The sequence below is a fragment of the Corallococcus sp. AB018 genome (assembly GCF_003986945.1).
Taxonomy (GTDB): domain Bacteria; phylum Myxococcota; class Myxococcia; order Myxococcales; family Myxococcaceae; genus Corallococcus; species Corallococcus exiguus.
In genome coordinates, this window is the sequence record NZ_RAWR01000011.1 from 1 (window position 1) to 19,468 (window position 19,468).

At 70.1% G+C, this 19,468-nt stretch carries 21 protein-coding genes; 13 read left to right on the plus strand and 8 right to left on the minus strand.

Annotated features, from left to right (window positions below; genetic code table 11):
* Positions 1–243 precede the first annotated feature (243 nt).
* The 3 genes from D7Y11_RS04115 (at position 244) to D7Y11_RS04125 (ending at position 2,613) form a co-directional block, all read left to right on the plus strand.
* Positions 244–597 (plus strand): DUF2380 domain-containing protein, encoded by a 354-nt coding sequence (locus D7Y11_RS04115; RefSeq protein ID WP_255431018.1) that lies wholly within the window; start codon positions 244–246, stop codon positions 595–597.
* Between the two features lie 3 nt (positions 598–600).
* A complete protein-coding gene (locus D7Y11_RS04120; RefSeq protein WP_121754976.1) occupies positions 601–1,317 on the plus strand; it encodes a double-CXXCG motif protein in 717 nt (238 codons plus the stop codon).
* 72 nt (positions 1,318–1,389) lie between these two features.
* Positions 1,390–2,613 (plus strand): DUF6068 family protein, encoded by a 1,224-nt coding sequence (locus D7Y11_RS04125; RefSeq protein ID WP_148139194.1) that lies wholly within the window; start codon positions 1,390–1,392, stop codon positions 2,611–2,613.
* Here D7Y11_RS04125 and D7Y11_RS04130 read toward each other — a convergent pair.
* Together D7Y11_RS04130 and D7Y11_RS04135 are read right to left on the minus strand one after the other, a co-directional pair.
* On the minus strand, positions 2,591–2,965 hold the full coding sequence (locus D7Y11_RS04130; protein ID WP_120574679.1) for a DUF5615 family PIN-like protein: 375 nt from the start codon (positions 2,963–2,965) through the stop codon (positions 2,591–2,593). The two genes, D7Y11_RS04125 and D7Y11_RS04130, sit on opposite strands and share 23 nt — an antisense overlap.
* 12 nt (positions 2,966–2,977) lie before the next feature.
* Complete coding sequence (locus D7Y11_RS04135) at positions 2,978–3,616, minus strand: DUF433 domain-containing protein (protein WP_158629197.1); 639 nt, start codon at positions 3,614–3,616, stop codon at positions 2,978–2,980.
* A gap of 214 nt (positions 3,617–3,830) precedes the next feature.
* On the opposite strand from D7Y11_RS04135, the gene D7Y11_RS04140 reads away from it, so the two are divergent.
* On the plus strand, positions 3,831–5,066 hold the full coding sequence (locus D7Y11_RS04140) for a DUF6068 family protein (RefSeq protein WP_121755819.1): 1,236 nt from the start codon (positions 3,831–3,833) through the stop codon (positions 5,064–5,066).
* A gap of 6 nt (positions 5,067–5,072) precedes the next feature.
* Here the strand turns inward: D7Y11_RS04140 and D7Y11_RS04145 are convergent, their stop codons facing one another.
* Positions 5,073–6,905 (minus strand): patatin-like phospholipase family protein, encoded by a 1,833-nt coding sequence (locus D7Y11_RS04145; protein ID WP_121755820.1) that lies wholly within the window; start codon positions 6,903–6,905, stop codon positions 5,073–5,075.
* A gap of 172 nt (positions 6,906–7,077) precedes the next feature.
* Here D7Y11_RS04145 and D7Y11_RS04150 point away from each other — a divergent pair, with 172 nt between their 5' ends.
* The gene (locus D7Y11_RS04150; protein ID WP_121755821.1) at positions 7,078–7,974 is read left to right on the plus strand and encodes a bestrophin family protein; all 897 of its coding nucleotides are present in this window, start codon (positions 7,078–7,080) and stop codon (positions 7,972–7,974) included.
* A 30-nt stretch (positions 7,975–8,004) separates the two neighbouring features.
* Positions 8,005–8,178: a hypothetical protein gene (locus tag D7Y11_RS43155; protein ID WP_158624282.1), complete on the plus strand. Its 174-nt coding sequence runs from the start codon at positions 8,005–8,007 to the stop codon at positions 8,176–8,178.
* A 25-nt stretch (positions 8,179–8,203) separates the two neighbouring features.
* Here the strand turns inward: D7Y11_RS43155 and D7Y11_RS04155 are convergent, their stop codons facing one another.
* A complete protein-coding gene (locus D7Y11_RS04155; protein WP_121755822.1) occupies positions 8,204–8,647 on the minus strand; it encodes an organic hydroperoxide resistance protein in 444 nt (147 codons plus the stop codon).
* A 44-nt stretch (positions 8,648–8,691) separates the two neighbouring features.
* Positions 8,692–9,135 (minus strand): MarR family winged helix-turn-helix transcriptional regulator, encoded by a 444-nt coding sequence (locus tag D7Y11_RS04160; RefSeq protein WP_120574685.1) that lies wholly within the window; start codon positions 9,133–9,135, stop codon positions 8,692–8,694.
* Between the two features lie 148 nt (positions 9,136–9,283).
* Between D7Y11_RS04160 and D7Y11_RS04165 the strand changes: the two genes are divergently transcribed.
* The 4 genes from D7Y11_RS04165 (at position 9,284) to D7Y11_RS04180 (ending at position 12,037) form a co-directional block, all read left to right on the plus strand.
* The gene (locus tag D7Y11_RS04165) at positions 9,284–10,066 is read left to right on the plus strand and encodes a HipA family kinase (RefSeq protein ID WP_126933072.1); all 783 of its coding nucleotides are present in this window, start codon (positions 9,284–9,286) and stop codon (positions 10,064–10,066) included.
* Entirely contained in the window at positions 10,044–10,442 is a 399-nt protein-coding gene (locus D7Y11_RS04170) for a DUF3037 domain-containing protein (RefSeq protein WP_014393410.1), read from the plus strand. The genes D7Y11_RS04165 and D7Y11_RS04170 overlap by 23 nt, the downstream gene beginning before the upstream one ends.
* A 149-nt stretch (positions 10,443–10,591) precedes the next feature.
* A complete protein-coding gene (locus D7Y11_RS04175; protein WP_120574687.1) occupies positions 10,592–11,563 on the plus strand; it encodes an endonuclease/exonuclease/phosphatase family protein in 972 nt (323 codons plus the stop codon).
* Positions 11,564–11,644: 81 nt separating this feature from the next.
* The gene (locus tag D7Y11_RS04180) at positions 11,645–12,037 is read left to right on the plus strand and encodes a DUF488 domain-containing protein (protein WP_120574688.1); all 393 of its coding nucleotides are present in this window, start codon (positions 11,645–11,647) and stop codon (positions 12,035–12,037) included.
* Here the strand turns inward: D7Y11_RS04180 and D7Y11_RS04185 are convergent.
* Complete coding sequence (locus tag D7Y11_RS04185) at positions 12,034–12,897, minus strand: J domain-containing protein (RefSeq protein WP_126933073.1); 864 nt, start codon at positions 12,895–12,897, stop codon at positions 12,034–12,036. The two genes, D7Y11_RS04180 and D7Y11_RS04185, sit on opposite strands and share 4 nt — an antisense overlap.
* A gap of 143 nt (positions 12,898–13,040) precedes the next feature.
* On the opposite strand from D7Y11_RS04185, the gene D7Y11_RS04190 reads away from it, so the two are divergent.
* Positions 13,041–15,650, plus strand: a complete 2,610-nt coding sequence (locus D7Y11_RS04190; protein ID WP_126933074.1) for a M1 family aminopeptidase — start codon at positions 13,041–13,043, stop codon at positions 15,648–15,650.
* Positions 15,651–15,662: 12 nt separating this feature from the next.
* On the opposite strand, the gene D7Y11_RS04195 is transcribed toward D7Y11_RS04190, so the two are convergent.
* Complete coding sequence (locus tag D7Y11_RS04195) at positions 15,663–16,391, minus strand: alpha/beta hydrolase (RefSeq protein WP_120574691.1); 729 nt, start codon at positions 16,389–16,391, stop codon at positions 15,663–15,665.
* A 223-nt stretch (positions 16,392–16,614) separates the two neighbouring features.
* Here D7Y11_RS04195 and D7Y11_RS04200 point away from each other — a divergent pair, with 223 nt between their 5' ends.
* Positions 16,615–18,561, plus strand: a complete 1,947-nt coding sequence (locus D7Y11_RS04200) for a PAS domain S-box protein (protein WP_126933075.1) — start codon at positions 16,615–16,617, stop codon at positions 18,559–18,561.
* A 143-nt stretch (positions 18,562–18,704) separates the two neighbouring features.
* The gene (locus D7Y11_RS04205) at positions 18,705–18,884 is read left to right on the plus strand and encodes a hypothetical protein (RefSeq protein ID WP_126933076.1); all 180 of its coding nucleotides are present in this window, start codon (positions 18,705–18,707) and stop codon (positions 18,882–18,884) included.
* Between the two features lie 24 nt (positions 18,885–18,908).
* Here the strand turns inward: D7Y11_RS04205 and D7Y11_RS04210 are convergent, their stop codons facing one another.
* Positions 18,909–19,439, minus strand: a complete 531-nt coding sequence (locus D7Y11_RS04210) for a TspO/MBR family protein (protein ID WP_120574724.1) — start codon at positions 19,437–19,439, stop codon at positions 18,909–18,911.
* Positions 19,440–19,468 lie beyond the last annotated feature (29 nt).

Genomic DNA, 19,468 nt, shown 5'->3' on the forward strand with positions numbered 1-19,468 from the left:
AGCTCCGCGATGCGAGCCTCCTGCTGCGCAATGCGAGCCTCCTGCTGCTCGATTCGCGCGAGCGCCGCGCTCAGCAGTCGCTCCAACTCCGCGATACGCGCATCTCTTGGGTCGGGAGTGGCCACGTCCCATTATTTCTAAGCCGCCCCCGGCCCACGTCGAGCGTGGTGAGGCCCACCGTTCGCTGCCTCACTACCCCCTCAGTCGAGCACCACCCCGTGAACGCTTACTCCGCGTGAACAGCTGCCCAGCGAGGTGAAGCGGCAGAAGGCAATGGAGGAGTGGGCGAAACGGCCCAAGGAGCGGCACCACATCTTCCCGCAGGCGTTCAAGAACCACTTCGATGCCAAGCTGATCGACATCCATCAGTACGTCATCGCCATCGATGCGGACTTGCATAGGCGCATCCACCGTGGAGCAGGCGGCGGTCCCTGGAACCAGGACTGGCAAATCTTCATTGACGACCAGGGACAAAGGGGAAGCCGAGAGCAGCACTTCGACTACGCCTCCCTGATGATTCAGAAGTACGGTCTCTTTGGTTTGACCATGACCTATTGGCAGCAGGTGGACCTCGCGCCCATCCCGGTAGGGGACTGACAGATGCGCTACTTCGAAGTGTCCACACCGAGGGACCTCGACTCCTTCCATTGGAGTGGGTCCTACCGCGCCGAGCGCCAATGGTTCCTGCCAAGCGTCCTCTGCCAACGCTGTGAGACCTGGGGAGTCATGACGGCATACCCGTCAGTGGACCTGTCCACCCTGCCCGAAAAGGATGAACTGAAGAGCATCTGGCCGCAGACGCGTGCGGAGTATGAGCGACGCAAGGCCCTGGTCCTCCCCTTCGTTCCCCCGGAGATTCAGCTTGAGCCGGGATGCAGGTTGGGACCGCTCGTGGGAACGGCGATGGGCCGGTTCGGCCCCGTCACCGCGATGCCTTCGTGGCAGGTCCTCGTGCGTGAGGACACGCTCGCAGCGCTTCAAGAGGCAGGGCTGAAAGGCATCATCCCGGTCCGGGCGGAGCTGCGGAACCGCCGCACGAAGGAGCTGCCGCAATACGAACTGGAAGCGCGTCCTCTGGTGAAGCTGCATCCCGCATGCATCCAGGACCGCGACCGGGTGCCCACCTGCGATGACTGCGGGAGCCACGGATTCCGACTCCCACCGGAGCGCTGGCTGCTGGGTGAATCCATTCCCACAGGCCTCGACCTCTTCGGCGTGGAGGACACCACCCGCATCGTCGTCTCCGAGCGCTTCGTCGACACCGTGAACCGGCTGGGCGCCAGTGACGTGGTCTACCGGGAGATCTCCGTGGAGTAGCGCCATTGCTGTCAGGCCCCTGGCGCCGGAAGCCGGTCCGTGCGTCAATGGAAGACAGGGGGCGTCCGCCAGATGCAACGACAGTCTTTCCGCCAGGGATTCATCGCGTGGGCCATGGGGGTCCTGGTCCTGGTCCTGCTCATGGGCTGCGGGACATCCAGGCCGCGGGGCGTCAGTACCGTGACGGAGGCTCCTCCGGGGAGCACCTCGGGCCAAGCGCCCACGTCCTGGCAGGACGCGCGCGTGGGCGACCGCGTGGAATATGCCTTCCACGCGGACCGGGTCGGTTCGCGCCGGGGGACCAGCGCTTCGGCGGGCCAGCTCTTCGTTGAGGTCATCGCTGTCCGGTCCCCCTGGGTCTGGCTCTTCATTCGGGTGACCCGGAATGACCGCCAACCCCATCCGCATCCGTTCCTGAGCCACGGCTTCGTGCTGCCCATGCGCATGGGCCAGGCCCCAGAGAATCCTCCCGACCCCATCGAGGATGGCAGCACCAGCACCACCCGCCAGTGGGCCTTCGCCGCCGGGCAGCACTGGAGCGCCCGCCGGCTTGCCCGCGACGACTCTCCGGGGGACGGCCCCACGCAGCACCGGCTCTACGCCACGACTCCCGGGCCGCTCTATCTCACCAACGGGTTGCTCGAGGTCTCCTTCTCCTCGATGGGTTACAGCATGTCCGCGGGCCATCAACTCGCGCTCGTGTCGTTCCAGCGAGGCTCGGGCACGGTCCAGGGAACCCCTCCTGTCATGGGCAACCCCTGGGGCCCGGGCACCTGGTACGAGACACTGGAGCGCGCCAGTTGGGGTGACGTCAGGAAGCGTGTCTGTCTTGGCGCGGAACAGGGCTACCTGCTGCGCAAGGTCTGGGAAAAACCGCAGGACGAAGTCCGGTGTGATGACTTCCAGGGCGCGGAGGTCGTTGCGCTGGAGGATGCGTTGATCAGCCTCGTCAACAAGTCCGTCTACATTCCCACCTGGCCGCCTCGTGACTACGGAGCCCCCCTCCCCAGGAAGGTGCGGGTCCAACTGGGACAGGCGTCCGTGGTGGCGTACCTCGACGAAGCCCGCGCGGATCATTGGGAGGATTCCCCCTGGCTACGGTCCAGGAGCTACCCCATCGACCTGTGGAGTCCCGTGCTCCAGGGGCTTCCCATGGAGGTGCGCTTCGACCGGCTCTCGGAAGGGGTGTACCGACAGTCCGAAGGAGGAGCGCGCGAATACCGTTCCGACAGTCGGCTCATCCGCTGGGGCACGTGGCTGGAGGAATCCCAGGTCAAGGCCCCGGAAGGTCGCTGACGGTGAACTCACCCACTGCCCACACCTCGACCAGCTTGTTGGTGAGATCCAGTTGCTGCTGGAGCACGTGGTCCACGACAGGCTCCAGATGCCTCCATTGCTCCTCGGAACTGAGCCCGGCCACGCGGAAGGCGATGATGCCCGCGTGAAGTTCGCAATCCCGCGCGAGCACGATGAAGTCTCCCACGTTCGTGGTGACGACCACCTCGCTGCGCTCGAATGCCAGACGCCAGAGTTCGGGGTCCGTCAGGCCGGCCTTTCCCAGGTGGACGATATGCGCGGCTTCCAAGCCCTTGGCATGGAGACGCACCGCGAGCCTGGGAGAGAGGTTTTCATCGACCAGCAACTTCATCGAAAAGGCAGACTAGGCGCCCTCTCGACGAGACACGAGTGCTTTGCGCGGGCGCCCCTGCGGGCGGGGAAGTTGCGCGAAGAGCACCGCGAAGGCGAGGTCTTCGTCATCCAGCCGGGGGAAGTCCTCCCTGACCTCGGTTCGCGGCACGCCCTTCAACAGCAGGTCTCCCACGTGCCGGACCGCGATGCGCGTGCCCTTGAAGACAGGCTCGCCGCCCAGGACATCCGGGCGTGACTCGATGCGCCGCTTGCCGTGGATGAACAGGCGCACCTGCTTCACCGATTCAGCGAATGGCTGCCGGGCGTCGAAGCTCGCCTGGACGGAGGTGAACTCCCAGCCCGTGTCGGTCTTGCGCCACGGCGACGCATGCGGCTCGCGGTCGTCATGCACGCCGGCAATCGCCTCATGGAGTTCACGGCGCACACTCGGGCTCAACGTCAGCGCCTTCTCCAGGTGTCGCACCAGGCGGAAGTAGAAGACGTCCCGAGGCCCGAAGCAGTGCCTGGAACGGCCTTTCGCACGGCCGGGCAGGATGCCCTCCTCCAGTTCCTGCCAGATGCGCCGGCTCGGAACCTCCGCGAGCGCCGCGAGTTCCTCAACGCTCAACCTGCGCCAGGGACGCAGTTCTAGATGCGCGCCAGAAATCATCACCATCTCCTGGTGATAATATCGGCGCGGCGTCTGACAGTGTCAATCGAGCCCGGCCATGCAAAGGGACCGGGCCGTCGGGCGTTCGGCCCGTGGGGTGACTTGCTGGGACGGACCCGACACGGCGGGTCCTGTCGAGAAGGACACGCTCCTCCCGCACGCAATCCCACCGGCCACGCGGCTCCACGCGGCGCTCCGTGTATCTAGCGACCGCATGCGACGCCCCCTCTTCCGCGCTCCCCTCCTGCTGTGCTCCGCGCTCCTGCTGACCACGGGCTGCGAGAGCATGAAGCCTCGTGCCGTCTCCCCCTCCGACGGCACCACCGCCACCGAACAGCCCGACGCCTCCGCCCCGACCGAGGCCTCCGTGCTGGACGCTGGCGCCCCCGACACCACCGCCACGCCTTCGCCATGGCAGCGCGCCCGCGTGGGCGACCGCGTGGAGTACGCCTTCTCCGCCCACCGGGGCCGCCCTGGCGCGGACACCGGCGTGGGCGTGGCCGGCCATGTCACGCTGGAGGTCGTCTCCGTCCAGGCGCCCTGGGCGTGGCTCACCGTCACCTTCACGGATGATCAGGGCAAGCCCCTGGCCCACCCGCGCCTCTCCCAGTCCCGCGTGCTGCCCATGCGCATGGAGGAGACACAGCCCTGGAAGGAAGAGCACCGCGGCCAGCGCTCCGCCGAACAGACCACCGCCGCCGGACGCACCTGGGAGGCCCGCCGCTTCCTGGACGACCGCCGCCCCAGCGACGGCCCCCTCCACAACCGCCTCTATGCCAATGAGCCCGGCCCGCTGTACCTCACCCATGGCCTGCTCGACGCCAGCACCACGCTCTCCGGCTTCGGCGCCAGCGGCAGCCAGCAGCTCACGCTCGTGTCCTTCCGCCAGGGCTCCGACGCCGCGGGCAACGTGCCCGTGCTCGACCGGCCCTGGGGCCCGGGCACCTGGTACGACGTGCGCCAAGAGCTCTCCGGCACGCCCTCCGTGCGCCGCGTCTGCCTGGGCGCCGAGCGCGGCTTCGTCCTTCGCAAGGAGCTGACCGGCCCCACCGGCGACGCCCCCTGCGCCGACTTCCGCGACGCCGAGCCCCAGCCCCTGGAAGAGGCCCTGCTCGCCGCCGTCAGCGAAGCCATCAGCCAGCCGCAGCAGTGGCCTCCCGTCGCCGCCGGCACCGCGCCGCCGCGCCGGGAGACGTTCACCGTCGCCCAGCACCCCATCCCCGCCTTCGTCCTCGAAGCGCCCGCGGGCGAGGGCGCCGAGCGCCGCGTGCAGGTCACCACCTACGCCGCCGACCCCTGGGGCGCCGCGCTCAACGGACTCGCGGACGAGGCCCGCTTCATCCCGCTCGCCGACGCCGTCTACCGCTCCCCGCCCAAGGGCAAGCGCGTGCCCGAGGACGGCACCGCGCTCGCCGGCTGGGGCAAGTGGGTCATCGACGGCGGCAGGTAGCGCGCGTCAGTCACACGTGCGGCGCTCCGGCTTGTCCGCGCGGCACTGCGCCACGGACGGGAGCGCCTCGCGCGCCTCGTCCGCCACCTCCACCAACTGGCGCGCGCACTCCTGCGCCGCCAGCGTGCCCTGGATGTCGAACAGGGACAGCACTTCCTTGCAGCGCTTCTGCATGGACTCCACGCCCGCCACGAAGAGCGGCTGCATCACCTCCGGCGTGAACGAGTAGCCGCTCGCCGTCGCCAACCCCGACTCCGGCTTGAACATCCACGTGCTGCGCCAGCTGCTCGCCACCTGGTCGAAGCGCGCCGAGCCCATCCACACCGCCTGCCCCGCCCCCGGCCCCACCATCTGCGGCTGGAAGCCCGTGCCCTTGCGGCGGCAGAAGTCCTCCGTCGCGCCTCGCAGCGTGCAGACGTTGTACTCGCCCAGCCGGCGCGTCACCGCGAGCAACTCCGCCTGCTGCACCTCCGCCACGCGCGGCTGCGCCACGAACAAATCGATGGTGCGCATCAGCACGCTCATCGCGTTCTTCGGATCCATCGCCGGTGACGGGTTCATCCCTCCCGTCGAAATCACCAGCACGCGCTCCGCCCCACGCTCCACCGCCTGGAGCAGCGGGAGCCCGGAGCGCACGCCGCCGTCGTAGTACGTCCCCGTGCGGTCACCCGCCGCCGACGGCAGCTTGCCCGCCGGGTTCGACAGCACCGGCTCCGCGATGGACGCCACGATGGCGTGAATCATCCCGCCCTTGCGCAGGTGGTCCGACGCGCCCGGCTTGAAGTCCGCCGGGTCCTGGTCGCTCACGCTGAACACGTCGCCCGTCTGGAAATCCACCGACACCGACACCAGCTCCGTGCCGTTGTGCAACATCGCCGGCTGGATGAATTGATCCAGCTTCGTATAGATGCCGTCGAACTTCACCAGGCCCCGCGTGTCCTCCGCCAGGTTCCACAGCCACGTGGAGTTCACGCAGTACAGGTCCGACTCCACCGTGCACGTGTAGTTGCCCAGCAAGAGCCGCCGCGCGTTCGCCTCCTGGCCCGGCGTGTGGAACAGGTCCACCAGCGTGCTGATGAGCGCGCCCGTGCTCGTCCCCGCCGCCAGGTCGATTCGCGCGTCGCCGCACCCCTCCGGCGCGGGCTTGCCCCGGCACTGCTCCAGGATGCCCAACAGCCGCCACATGGCCCCCGCGCTGAACGCCCCGTTGGCCCCGCCGCCGCTCAGCACCACCGCGTTGCTGGGCCGCTGCAGGTCGCGCCGCCACGAGCGCGCCCGCACGTACGCCGCCGCGGACGCCGCGCCCCGCTGGATGCCCTGCGCGAGCACCTCGCGCGTCAACGGCACCTCCAGCGACTGCTGCAACGCCGCGAGCGACGGACCAATGCCCATCGCGTTCGCGAGGAAGCGCTCCGCGTCCACCTCCTCCGCCGCCGCTGCCGCCACGGGGAGGGACTGCGCGGGCATCGGCACGCCCCACGCCGACGCCTTCACGGTCTGGTCGACGTAGCCCGTGCGCGCGTCGTTCTCATAGCAGGACGCCGAGTCGTTGCCCGCGTGCTGGACCAGGCACGCCGACATGTCCAGCACGGCCTCCGGAGACGCGCCCAGCGCCTCCATCCACGCGCCCGCGCGCGCCGGGTCCACATAGGAGTCCGTCAGCTGTGCGCGCGTCAGCCCCGCCACGCGCTCCACCGCCGGCACCCGGACCGGCACGTCCTTCGGATTCGACGAGTCCGGGGTGTTGAGCGTGTCCAGCAGGACGTCCGTGCGCAGGAAGCTGCAACCGCTCGCCGTGGCGGCGAGGAACATCAGCAGGGGCGTGAGGTGACGGCGCATGGAAGACGCCTCCTTGACGAGGGAGTGGACGGACCGTCTTCCTCCTTAGCTGAAGCCCCCGACGCCCGGCCATCACCCGAAGCGTCTGGCATCCGCAATCTCGCAAAGCACTGCCCGCGACGCGTCGCGGTGCGGTTAGCATGCGCCTCCCGTTCCGGAGGGTATCCCCTACATGGTTGAGTATGACCCGCATCGATGGTGGAGCTACTTCCACTACCTGCGCGGTTCGATGGTGAAGGAGATCGTCGGCCGAGTGTTGATATGCGTTGTCTGGGCCGCGGCCGTGGTGGGCTTCTCGAAGCACGTGCGCGACGTGGGCGTGCCCCCGACAGTGCACACGCTGGCGGGCATCTCGCTGAGCCTCCTGCTCGTGTTCCGAACCAACGCTTCCTATGACCGCTTCTGGGAGGGCCGGAAGCTCTGGGGCGGCATCGTCAACGAGACGCGCAACCTGGTCCGCGCGTCAGAGCCCTTCCTGGGCCGCACGGAGCTGTTCGCCACGCTGGTGCGCTGGACGGCCATGTTCCCCTTCGCCACCGCCGCGTGGCTGCGCGGCCAGCAGCGGCACCTGGGCCCCCACACGGACACCCTGCCCTCCGGGGAGGTGGCGGACGCGCTCAAGGCCCAGCACGTGCCCCTCAACGTGGCCCGCCGGATGACCGCCGTGCTGGACGAGGGCCGCCGCCAGGGGCTCTATCCCGAGTACGTCCAGATGCAGCTGGACCAGAACGTCCACCAGCTCATCGACTACCTGGGGGGTTGTGAGCGCATCCACCGCACGCCCATGCCCTTCGCGTACATGCTACACGTGCGCCGCGCGCTCATCCTCTACTGCTTCACCCTGCCCTTCGCGCTGGTGGACACCTTTGGCTGGGTGACAGTCCTGGCCACGTTCCTCGTCGCGTATGTCTTCTTTGGTATCGAAGAGATTGGCGTCGAGATTGAGGACCCCTTCGGCACGGACGACAACGACCTGCCGCTCGATACCATCTGCCAGAGCATCCAGAACAACCTGCTGGCGCTCCTGCCAACCTCCACCCCGAGCGCCCATGCCGACTCCGCCACCTGAGCCCGCGAGCTCCGTCCTCTTCCAGCGCAAATGGAAGGCGGAGCTGCGCGCCAGCGGCGCGATGACGCCTCGGGTGCCAGTGCAGTTCGTCGCCGAGCAGGGCCGGGCCATCCGCGCAAGAGCCTGACCAAGGGGCTGCCCATCTTCGAGGCGCGCTTCGACGGCGCGGAGACGGTGCGCGTCGTGGAGGCAGGCAAGGTCTAGCCCTGCCTCCGCCAGCCGTGAAGGACTACTCCGCGACGGAGACCTTCACCTCGATGTTGCCGCGCGTGGCGTTGGAGTACGGGCACACCTGGTGGGCCGCCTCCATCAGCTTCTGCGCCTCCTCGCGGGGGATGCCCGGGAGGATGCCCGTGAGCTCCACCGCCAGGCCGAAGCCGCCGTCCGGCGTCTTGCCGATGGTGACGGTGGCCTTCACGCCGGCCTTCTCATCCAGCTTCTTGCCGGCCTTGCCCGCCACCAGGCGCAGCGCGCTCTCGAAGCAGGAGGAGAAGCCCGCGGCGAAGAGCTGCTCGGGGTTGGTGGCCGACTCCTTGCCGGAGCCGCCCAGTTGCTTCGGCATGGCCAGCTCCAGGCCGTCCAGCGGGCTGTTCTCGAGGAGCAACTTGCCGTTGCGGCCGCCGTGCGTGATGGCGGTGGTGGAGTAGAGCGGCGAGATCTGGACCGGGGCCATGGTGTTGCTCCTTCGTGACTTCGTGGTTGGAAACCGCGTGTGTCTCAAGCGCTGCGTGAGGAAACCTTTTCGAACAGCCGCTGGATGTCCCGGCGCAGCCGCGACAGCTCCTCCAGCGTCAAACCGGTGCGGCAGACGATGGCCTCCGGGATGGACGCGGCCTTGCGGCGCAGGGCCTTACCCTGCGCGGTGAGCGACACCGTCACCGACCGCGCGTCCTCCGTGGAACGTTCGCGACGCACGAAGCCCTGCGTCTCCAGCCGCTTGAGCAGCGGCGTGAGCGTCCCCGAGTCCAGGTACAGCTTCTCCCCCAGCTCCTTCACCGTCACCCCGTCCGTCTCCCAGAGCACCAGCATCACCAGGTACTGCGGATAGGTGAGCCCCAGCTTCGCCAGGAGCGGCGTGTAGGCCTGCACCATCGCGCGCGACGCCGCGTAGAGCGGGAAGCACAGCTGCAGGTCCAGCCGGAGGAAGTCGTCCGTCGACATGGGGAATATGTAGTGCACAATTTAATTGCGCGCAACTGAATCGGCGGTGCGCGGGGAAGGTGGATGGGGGTGTGGCGTGTTCCCCGGCGGGCAGGGCCGTGGTACAGCCGCCACCCCCGGAGTGCCCGGGAACTGTCGAGGACGAGTGATGCTCAGGACGGTCACCGCCACGCGCTATGTGACGCCCTTGCGCGAAGGGGGCTCGCTGCCCGCCATCGTGGAGGCGAACGACGCGGGGCTCTATGTCGTGAAGTTCCGTGGGGCGGGCCAGGGGGCCAAGGCGCTCATCGCGGAGCTGTTGGCGGGAGAGATTGCTCGCGTGCTGGGCCTGCGCGTTCCGGAGCTGGTGTTCGTGGAGCTGGACGTGTCACTGGGGCGCAACGAGCCGGACAGTGAAATCCGCGAGCTGCTCAAGTCGAGCGCGGGGTTGAACCTGGCGCTGGACTACCTGCCGCGCTCGGTGACGTTCGACCCGCTGGCGGTGCCGGTGCCGGAGGCGCAGGTGGCGTCCGCCATCGTGGCGTTCGACGCGTTCGTGACGAACGTGGACCGCACGCCGAAGAACCCCAACCTCCTGGTGTGGCACCGCAACCTCTGGCTCATCGACCACGGGGCGGCGATGTACTTCCACCACTCGTGGGACGGATGGGAGGAGCGCAGCCAGACGCGGTTCGCGCCCATCAAGGACCACGTGCTGCTGCCGTGGGCGCACGGGCTGGCGGAGGCCGGGGACCTGCTCCAGGCGAGGGTGACGCGGGAGGTGGTGGAGCGCATCGTGGGGTCCATTCCGGAGGCGTGGCTGGGCCAGGAGCCCGCGTTCGCGTCCACGGCGGAGCACCGCGCGGCGTACGTGACGTGGCTGATGCGCAGGCTGGAAGCGGCGCCGGGGTTCATCGAGGAGGCGACGCGTGCCCACGCCCAGCTCGTTTGATTACGCCATCATCCGGCTGGTGCCTCGCGTGGAGCGCGAGGAGTTCATCAACGTGGGCGTCGTCCTCTTCTGCGTGCAGCACCGCTTCCTGGGGGCGCGCGTGGAGTTGGACGTGGCGCGGCTGAAGGCGCTGTCACCGGACGCGGACGTGGAGCTGCTCGCGGGCCACCTGGAGAGCTTCCGTCGCGTGTGCGTGGGCGGGAAGGACGCGGGGCCCATTGGACGGCTGCCGCAGAAGGAGCGCTGGCACTGGCTGGTGGCGCCGCGGAGCACGATGCTCCAGACGGGCCCGGTACACGCGGGCCTGTGTGACGACCCGGACCGCGCGCTGGAGCACCTGTTGGACACGATGGTGCGGGTGAAGCCCGCTCCGTGAGCAGGCGGGCGGACGAGCCCTGCGTCCGCTTGTCGGCACATCGCGGATGGCGCGAACGCATCCCATGGTGAAGAGAGCGGGGAGGCCTGGACGTTTGTCCCGGGGCTTCCCATTTTTCGCCGCGAGGCATGGGGAGGTGGCGTCCGTACATGGAGCCGTCAGCGCTACGCATCGTCACGTACAACGTCCGCTACTTCGGCCACATGCTGAGGGGGCTCGCGAGCACCCTGGGCCCCAAGCGCCGGGTGGCGGCCGCCCTGGCCACCCTGGACCCGTTGCCGGACGTCGTCTGCCTCCAGGAGGTGGAGACCTCCTCGTTGCGCAGCAACATCGTCCACCGGCCCACCCGCCCGGGTGAGACACAGCTGGAAGCCTTCATGGAGCGTGTGGAGGAGACGTTCGCCCTCCAGGGGAGAGAGATGCCCTACGAGGCGTTCTACTTCCGCGCGCACCACTACAAGGTGGGCGAGCTGTCGCTGTACACGACGGGGCTGGCGATGCTCGTCAACACGCGCACGCTCCAGGTGGACCGGCACAATGTGGAGGCGCCGGAGCACATCACGCACCACCACGTGCAAGGCCTGAAGGAGCGCAAGCAGAGCCGCATCTGCGCGCACATGCGCGTCTTGCGCCGCTCGGACCAGCGCGCGTTCCACATCTTCAACACGCACCTGAGCCTGCCCACGCCGTTCGCCCGCGAGTTCTGGGCCACGCGCGACAAGATGGGCTGCGGCGTCAACCAACTCCACGAGGCGAAGAAGCTCACGGGCTTCATCGGGCTGCACGCGAAGGAGGAGCCGTTCGTGGTGTGCGGGGACTTCAACTCGCCGCCGTCGTCGCCGGTGTTCCGCTATCTCACGGGGGATGCGCACCTGACGTGCGCGCAGGCGTCGGTGGGGCAGATCAACCCGACCCTGTCCCGCGCCTTCCCCACCGCGGGCTTCATGCACATGCGCATGCACCTGGACCACCTGTTCTCCGGTGGCGGCGTGAGCTGGCTGGACACGACGGAGACGCGGCCCTTCGGAGACCTGACCAGCCGCTTCCACGGCCTGTCAGACCACGTGCCGCTCATCGCGCGCTTCCGGCTGGAGGCTCCGACGCCCGCGCTGGTGACCTGAGAAGCGGGCCGCCGCGTCCCCGCCGGGTACTCCCCGCGCGCGCCTCGCGTGGGCAGCGTGTCCTTTCGGAGGCTCGCGACGATGATTCGACTCCAGCGCGTTTATGACGAGCACGGCTCGGACCCTCGGGCGGAGACCCGCTTCCTGGTGGACCGGCTGTGGCCTCGGGGGCGCAAGAAGGCGGACCTCCACCTGGACGGCTGGCCCCGCGAGGTGGGACCCAGCACGGAGCTGCGGCGGTGGTTCGCCCACGACGTGGCGCGCTGGGACGAGTTCCGGCGCCGGTACACCCGCGAGCTGGATGCTCACCACGACGCGTGGGAGCCGCTGCTCGAGGCCGCGCGCCAGGGCCGCGTCACCCTGCTCTACGGCGCCCGCGACACCGAGCACAACAACGCCGTGGTGTTGAAGGACTACCTGGAGGCCCGGCTGAAGCGCGCCTCGCGAACGAAGCCGCGCCGCACGGTGCACTAACCCGCGTCGCGCTCCAGCGCCTCCCACGCGTCCAGGATTTCGCGCGTCTTGCGCTCGGCGAGCGCATGGAACTCCGGCGCCAGGTGGGCCACCTTGTCCGGGTGGTATTGCGCGATGAGCGTGCGGAACGCCTTGCGCGCCTCGTCCCTGGGGGTCCCCCGCTCGATGCCCAGCACGGTCCAGGGGTCCTTCGTCTCGGGCTCGGGCGCGACGGCACGACTGCCGCGCGGGGGCGTGGCTTCGTCGGCCTGCCACTCGCGAGCCCTGCCCGAACCCGGGCGGGCCCCCGCATTGCCTCGCGAGGACGCGTCACCTCGGGCGCTGGGGCGGCGCCAGGGATCGGCGGATTCCTCCGGCGCTCCGCTGTCACTCGCGGGGCCGTAGCGCGGCGGAGCCTTGGGCGCGGGCTCCGGGCGGCGGTGGCCGGGGCGCTTCTCCGGGTCGGGCGCGGGGATGCCGTGAGACAGGCGGCTCAGGGCTTCCTGGAGGAACCACAGGTCTTCCGCGGGACTGGCGTGCTTGCGCACCACCGCGCGCGGCTTGCCGTCCTCCAGCAGCACGTAGCCCGTGGACGCCGCGTAGGCGCGCTTCTTGTCCTCCGGGTAGAGCCGGTCGCCCAGGTCCCCCAGCGGATCCCTCCACATGCCTTCCGTGGTGCCTTCGTCCGCCACGACGACCTGCGACAGCACGTGCCCGAACAGGTCCTCCAGCGCCGCGAAGGGCTCACGCGCCTGCGGCGGACGCGTCATCACCGCGCCGTGGCGCACCCCCGCCACCAGCAGCAGCCCCTGCGCCGCGTCCACGAACGAGAAGAGCTTCTCGCGGACCTGCTTGTCGGAGAAGTAGAGAACGGCCTGCACGGTCCTCCCATCTTAGGCCCTTCGCGCCCCGGCCCCCACCCGTCCCCTCCCAACCTGTCGGGTCTGGACCCAGGAATTCCGACAAGACCCGGTTCGAAGCGGCTCGACCCGGGGGCGGGCTTGCGAAAGAGTCACCCTCCCCTATGCGCTGCTGCCACCGCCACGCCCCCGTCGCCGCCGCCGGGTCCTCCGACCCGCATCCGTTCAGCCTGCCCGGCGCCACCGAGCACTACGCCGCGCCCCGGCCCGTGCGCGCCGAGCACGTGCGCATCGAACTGGACCTGGACTTCGCCCAGCGCGCCCTGGCCGGCACCTGCACCACCCGCGTGTCCGCCGTCCGCACCGTGTCCACCGTCACCTTCGACGCCGTGGACCTGGACGTCACCGAGGCCCGCGTCGACGGCCGCTCCGTCACCTTCTCCAACTCCGGCGCGCACGTGCGCGTGGAGCTGCCTCGCGCGCTCGACGCGGGCCAGGCGTGCGACATCGCGCTCACCTACCGCGCCCGCCCCCGCCGCGGCCTCTACTTCTGGGGCCCCGACGCGGGCTACCCCGACCGTCCGCTCCAGGCGTGGACGCAGGGCCAGGACATCGACGCGCGCTGCTGGTTCCCCTGCCTGGACACGCCCGCGCAGAAGGCCACGTCGGAGGTCATCGCCACCTTCCCGGCGCACATGACGTCGCTGTCCAACGGTGTGCTCGTCAGCGACGTCACCACCGGCGAGCGGCGCACCCAGCACCACCGCATGGCGCAGCCGCACGCGCCCTACCTCGTCACGCTGGTGGTGGGCGAGTTCGACGAGGCCACCGACACCGCCGGCACCACGCCGCTGCGCTACCTGTTCCCCAAGGGGCGCCGCGAGGACGCGCTCCGGTGCGTGGCGCGCACGCCGAAGATGATTGCCGCGTACGAGTCCATCACCGGTGAGCCCTACCCGTGGAGCGGCTACGCGCAGGTGTTCGTCACGGAGTTCATCCTGGGCGGCATGGAGCACACCACCGCCACCACGCTGGTGGACACCGTGCTGCACGATGCGCGGGCACACCTGGACTACAACGCCGAGCCGCTCATCTCCCACGAGCTGGCGCACCAGTGGTTCGGCGACCTGCTCACCTGCCGCGACTGGCCCCACGGCTGGCTCAACGAGGGCTTCGCCACCTACTTCGAGGTGCTCTGGAAGGAGCGCGGCGACAACCGGGACGAGGCCGACCATCACCGGGCGCTCGACCTGGAGGCCTACCTCTCCGAGACGCGCGAGCGCTACGCGCGCTCCATCGTCGCCCGGAAGTTCCAGGCGCCCATGGACCTGTTCGACCGCCACCTCTACGAGAAGGGCGGGCTGGTGCTCCACGAACTGCGCCGCCGCGTGGGGGATGACCTCTTCATGCGCGCCCTGCGCCACTACGTCGCGTCCCACCGCCACGGCGTGGTGGAGACGGTGGACCTGGCGCGCGCCTTCGAGGCGGCCACCGGCCACAACCTGGACCCTGTCTTCGACCAGTACGTCTTCTCCCCCGGCCACCCGGAGCTGAAAGTGGAGGTCCGCTACGAGGCGGACGACGCGCGCCTGCGCATCAGCGTGCGCCAGACGCAGCGCACGGATTCGGGCACGCCCGTCTTCCGCCTCCCGCTGGAGGTGGCCGTCACGGTGAATGGCGAAGACACGCGCCACCGATTGGAGCTCACGGACGCGGAGCACCGCTTCCACCTGCCCTGCCCCGCCGCGCCCACGCAGGTGCGCGTGGATCCGCGCCGCGACGTGCTGGGCACGCTGGACGTGGACAAGGCCGTGGGGCTGTGGCGCGAGGAGCTGGCCAATGCCCCTGAGGCCCGCGCGCGCACGGAGGCCGCGCACGCGCTGGGGAAGGACGGAGGCCTGCGGTCGGTGGAGGCGCTGGGCCGCGCGCTGAAGGACGCGAAGCGGTTCTGGGCCACTCGCGCCGCGTGCGCGAAGGCGCTGGGCCGCATCCGCACGCCGGAGGCTCGCGCGCTGCTGCTGGACGCGGTCGCCACCGAGCACCCGCGCGTGCGCCGCGCCGTCGTCGCCGCGCTGGGTGAGTTCCGCCACGACGTGGAGGCGGCAGGGAGCCTGCGCTCGGTGCTGGAGGCCGGTGACGCCAGCTACTTCGTGGAGGCGGAGGCCGCACGGGCCCTGGGGCGCGTGCGCGCGCCGGATGCGCTGCCCCTGCTGGAGGCCGCCACCGCGAGGCCGTCATTCCAGGACGTCATCGGCGCGAGCGCGATGGACGGGCTCGCGGAGACGCAGGACCCGGCCGCGTTCCCGGTGGCCGTGGCACGCACCGCGTACGGCCAGCCCGCGTTCCTGCGCCGCGCGGCCGTGAGCACCGTGGCGAAGCTGGCGGAGGTGGCGAACCGCAAGCGCGAAGCGGTGGACCTGTTCGCGCAGCTCTTGCGCGACCCGCAGTTCCGCGTGCAACTGGCGGTCTGCGATGCGGCCTCCACGCTGGGCGACCGTCGCCTGCTGCCCGCGCTGGAGGGCACGACCTTCAGCGACCCGCGCACCCGCCGCTACGCCCGCGAGGCCGTGCGCACCCTGCGCGAAGGCGCGCCCCAGGCCCGTGAAGTCGCGTCGCTGCGCGAGGAACTGGACGCGCTCAAGCAGGAGACGCGCACCCTGCGCGAGAAGCTGGAGACGTTCACGCTGAACGCGCAGCCGGCCGCCCCCGTGCGGAAGCCTGTGCGCAAGCAAGCGGCGAAGCGTGGCCGCACGCCGCCCAAGCGCCGGCGCTGAGCCGCCACGGCTTCAGTCCGTCTGCCCCTGCAACGACTGGCGCAGGAACGCGCGCCAGTCCTCGAGCAACGCGGGCGACACGTCGTGGCCCAGGTCCGGGTAGGTCCTCACGTCGATGGGGACGCCCCGGCCCTTCAGCTCCGCGACCCGCTCGCGCGTGTGCTGCACGGGGATGATGGCGTCCTGTTCTCCCTGGAGCACCCGCACCTTCCGCGACACAGGCTGCCCCTGGACCGGGTCGCCCAGCAGCCGCGTCCCCATGGGCACCGCCGCGTCCACCAGCTCCGGGTGCCGGATGGCCAGCATCCACGCCAGGTCTCCCCCGTAGGAGAACCCCGTCACCACGACGCGGCGGAGCTCCGGGTGCGCCGCCCGGACCTCGCGGATCAACTCCGCGAGCCGCTCCGCCATGCGCTCCACGTCCTCCGTCTTCCCCTCCCACGTCTTCTCCTCGTGGTCCGCCTGGAACCACGTGAAGCCGTCGCGGCGGGGCCTCGGGCCCTGGGGCAGCAGCGTGCGCACGGGGATGCCCAGTGACTGGATGGGCTCATCCCAGAACGCGGGCGTGGAGCCGGAGAAGTGCAGGGCCACGAGCAACGCCTCGGGCTTCGGAGCGCCCACCGCCTCGCTCTTGTGGATGAGCGGGCTCTGCGCCGCCGGCGGCGTGCCCTGGGTGCTGGCACAGGCCATCCCCAGCAGTGACACGGCGAGCAGCACGGCGGCGGTTCGGGATTCGCGCATGCTCCCTCCTGTACCCGCCCGCTCGCCCGGCCTCCAGGGGCGCTGTCAGCGTCCTGCCCTCCGGCTTCACCGCGCCGTTCCGGCCCACAGTGTGTACCTGTAGACAAAGGGAACGCGCACGGGCGCCAAGACGCGCGCCCGCCAACGCCGGGGAGACCCCACCTCCCGGCAGGGCCGGCCACGCGGCGGAAGAGACGCGTGCCGGGTCCCACCAGGAGCGAGCATGGCCGGAGGAGCCGCACGGGAGCTGGAAGCCATCTTGAACGCCGCGGTGGACCCCATCATCGCGTGCGGCCCCGAGGAGCTCATCCTGCACGTCAACGCGGCGACGGAGCGGCTGCTGGGCTGGGACTGCGAGCAGCTCGTGGGCAGGCCCATCACCGACCTCTTCCCGCCTCGCCTGCACCACTTCCATGGCCTCAGCCTGCCGCGCTACCTGCTGTCGCGCCGCAAGGCGCTCGGCGGGCGGCCCACGCGCGTCTTCGCCCGGCGGCGCGACGGTGTGGAGTTGCAGGTGGAGGTCACCGTGGGCGCCACCGGCCTGGACGGCGATGAGCGCATCGTCTTCACGCTGCGCCGGATGCACGAGGTCATCGACTCGCTGGAGGAGCCGGTGGAGCACATCCCCGGCGGCCCCGACGCGGCCTCGCACCAGGAGACGGCGGACCGGCTCTACCGGCTGCTCGTGGAGAACGCGCCCCTGGGCATCTTCCACTTCGACCGCAATCCCGTCATCACCGCGTGCAACGAGCGCTTCGCGGGCCTCATCGGCACGTCGAAGCGCAACCTGGTGGGCCTGAACCTCCTCACGCTGCGCGACGAGGGCATCATGACCTGCGTGCGCGAGTCACTGGCCGGCCGTGCCTGCGACTACGAAGGCGACTACCGCGCGCTCACCACCGGCAAGGAGATACCCGTCCGCATCCGCTTCGCCCCCTGCTACTCCGAGGACGGCACCGTCGTGGAGGGCGGCGTCGGCATCGTGGAGGACATCACCGAGCGCCGCCGCGTGGAGGCCGAGCGCGAGGAGAACCTGGCCCAGCTGGACCTGCTCGTGCGCAGCGCGCCGGTGGGCATCGGCTTCCTGGACACCAATCTGCGCTACGTGCGCGTCAACGAAACGCTCGCGCGCATCAATGGCATCCCCGCGGAGGACCACCCGGGCCGCACGCTGCCGGAGCTGCTCGGGGAGCCGGGCGCCATCGCGGAGCAGGGGCCCCGCTACGTGCTGCGCACCGGCGAGCCCATGGTGAACCAGGAGTCCGTCTCCGACGAGGACCTGGGCGCCCCCGGCCCCCGGCGCTGCTTCCGGGGCAGCTTCTATCCCGTGCGCACTCCCGACGGCCGCGTGCTGGGCGTGGGCGTCCTCATCGAGGACATCACCGAGCGCAGACGCGCGGAGGAGGAGCGCGCGCACCTGTACCGCGAGGCCCAGGAGGCCATCCGCGTGCGCGACGACTTCCTCTCCATCGCGAGCCACGAATTGAAGACGCCGCTGACGCCCCTGAGCCTGCGCCTGGCCACGCTGGAGCGCCGCCTGGAGCGCGGCGAGAACCTGGACCCCGGCGTGCTGCGCCACGCGCGCCACCAGCTCACGCGCCTCACCGGCCTCATCAACGACCTGCTGGACGCCTCGCGCATCGAGGCCGGCCGGCTGTCCCTGCACCCGGAGTCCACCCGCCTCGACCAGTTGGTGGAGCAGACGCTCGCCGGCATGGAAGGCCAGAAGGGCAACCACACCTTCGACTTCGAGCCCCCCCGGGAGCCCGTCTCCGTCCACGGCGACACGTTCCGGCTGGAGCAGGTCATCTCCAACCTGCTGGAGAACGCGCTCAAGTACAGCCCGGACGGCGGCACCATCCGCGTGCGGCTGTCCCAGACGGACGACGTCGCGGTGCTGTCCGTGACGGACCCGGGCATCGGCATCCCGGAGGACCAGCAGCAGCAGTTGTTCGACCGCTACTTCCGCGCGCGCAACGCCTCCACCCGCTCCTACGGAGGGCTGGGCCTGGGCCTCTACATCAGCCGCGACATCGTGGAGCGCCACGGCGGCCGCATCTGGGTGGAGAGTGAACCGGGCCGGGGGTCGACCTTCTACGTCGCGCTGCCGACACTCGCCTCCGTGCGGCCTGCCCTCCCGCAGGTGTGGCCTGATCGCCACCTCCACTGAAGCAGCGGTCGCCCTTCACCTGAAAGAACTTCAGCCCTGCCTCTCCGCCCCGGACGAAGGCTGCATGCAAAGGGCTGGAATCCCACGCTCCCCAGCCCTGGCACGCCCCCTGCTCATGTGAGGGCACGGGAGGGAGAAGACCCATGGAAAACATGACGATGAAGAGCGAGTCCCCTGTCAGCCAGGACAACGAGGGGTGGCTTGTCCGGGTGAAGGTCGGCGGGCGCGTCCAGGAGGTGCGCTGCACCTCGGAGAACCAGGCGCGCTACTTCGCGGCCGTGCTGTCCTTCAACGCGGCTCCCCCCTCGCGCATGCGCAACTAGCGCGCGAGGAGGAGGCGCCCGGCGTCAGGCATTGCGCCGGGCGATGTCGGTCGACAGCACGTTGGCGAAGGACACCCAGCCCAGGTACGGAGCCATGAACCATGGCGCCTTGCGGTCCACGCGGCTGGCGGCGGCGGTATACGCCGCGATGCTGCCCAGCAAGGCCCAGTTCTCCACCGCCGCGGCCTTGAGCTGGCGCTTGCGGAAGAACAGATGGGACCACGCGGCGTTGAGCCCCAGCTGCACGAACCACAGGCCCAGCGCGCGCGAGCGCTCGGCGCCCGCCGGTGAGCCCCAGATGCGCCAGCCGGACACGGCGATGAGTCCGTAGAGCGCCGTCCACACCGGCCCGAAGGCCTGCCGCGGCGGTTGGTAGGGCGGCTTCTTCAAGTGCTTGTACCAGCGGCCCTCCACGGCCTCGCGGGTGCTGCGCGCGTTGAGGAAGACCGCGCCCGCGGTGAGCGCGCTGAAGGCACCCAGCGCCACCAGCGATTCACGGTTGAGCGTGGCGTTGTGTTCCAGGCCCTCGGAGCCTCCCAGCTCGCTGAGTTGCATGTCGTTCCTCCCGGACGTGACGAAGCCGT

Bases quoted from the DNA above. Each gene is read 5' to 3' on its own strand.
- D7Y11_RS04120 (WP_121754976.1), top strand. From the start codon at position 601: ATGCGCTACTTCGAAGTGTCCACACCGAGGGACCTCGACTCCTTCCAT.
- D7Y11_RS04125 (WP_148139194.1), top strand. From the start codon at position 1,390: ATGCAACGACAGTCTTTCCGCCAGGGATTCATCGCGTGGGCCATGGGG.
- D7Y11_RS04130 (WP_120574679.1), bottom strand. From the start codon at position 2,965: ATGAAGTTGCTGGTCGATGAAAACCTCTCTCCCAGGCTCGCGGTGCGT.
- D7Y11_RS04135 (WP_158629197.1), bottom strand. From the start codon at position 3,616: ATGATTTCTGGCGCGCATCTAGAACTGCGTCCCTGGCGCAGGTTGAGC.
- D7Y11_RS04140 (WP_121755819.1), top strand. From the start codon at position 3,831: ATGCGACGCCCCCTCTTCCGCGCTCCCCTCCTGCTGTGCTCCGCGCTC.
- D7Y11_RS04145 (WP_121755820.1), bottom strand. From the start codon at position 6,905: ATGCGCCGTCACCTCACGCCCCTGCTGATGTTCCTCGCCGCCACGGCG.
- D7Y11_RS04150 (WP_121755821.1), top strand. From the start codon at position 7,078: ATGGTTGAGTATGACCCGCATCGATGGTGGAGCTACTTCCACTACCTG.
- D7Y11_RS43155 (WP_158624282.1), top strand. From the start codon at position 8,005: ATGGAAGGCGGAGCTGCGCGCCAGCGGCGCGATGACGCCTCGGGTGCC.
- D7Y11_RS04155 (WP_121755822.1), bottom strand. From the start codon at position 8,647: ATGGCCCCGGTCCAGATCTCGCCGCTCTACTCCACCACCGCCATCACG.
- D7Y11_RS04160 (WP_120574685.1), bottom strand. From the start codon at position 9,135: ATGTCGACGGACGACTTCCTCCGGCTGGACCTGCAGCTGTGCTTCCCG.
- D7Y11_RS04165 (WP_126933072.1), top strand. From the start codon at position 9,284: ATGCTCAGGACGGTCACCGCCACGCGCTATGTGACGCCCTTGCGCGAA.
- D7Y11_RS04175 (WP_120574687.1), top strand. From the start codon at position 10,592: ATGGAGCCGTCAGCGCTACGCATCGTCACGTACAACGTCCGCTACTTC.
- D7Y11_RS04180 (WP_120574688.1), top strand. From the start codon at position 11,645: ATGATTCGACTCCAGCGCGTTTATGACGAGCACGGCTCGGACCCTCGG.
- D7Y11_RS04190 (WP_126933074.1), top strand. From the start codon at position 13,041: ATGCGCTGCTGCCACCGCCACGCCCCCGTCGCCGCCGCCGGGTCCTCC.
- D7Y11_RS04195 (WP_120574691.1), bottom strand. From the start codon at position 16,391: ATGCGCGAATCCCGAACCGCCGCCGTGCTGCTCGCCGTGTCACTGCTG.
- D7Y11_RS04200 (WP_126933075.1), top strand. From the start codon at position 16,615: ATGGCCGGAGGAGCCGCACGGGAGCTGGAAGCCATCTTGAACGCCGCG.
- D7Y11_RS04205 (WP_126933076.1), top strand. From the start codon at position 18,705: ATGGAAAACATGACGATGAAGAGCGAGTCCCCTGTCAGCCAGGACAAC.
- D7Y11_RS04210 (WP_120574724.1), bottom strand. From the start codon at position 19,439: ATGCAACTCAGCGAGCTGGGAGGCTCCGAGGGCCTGGAACACAACGCC.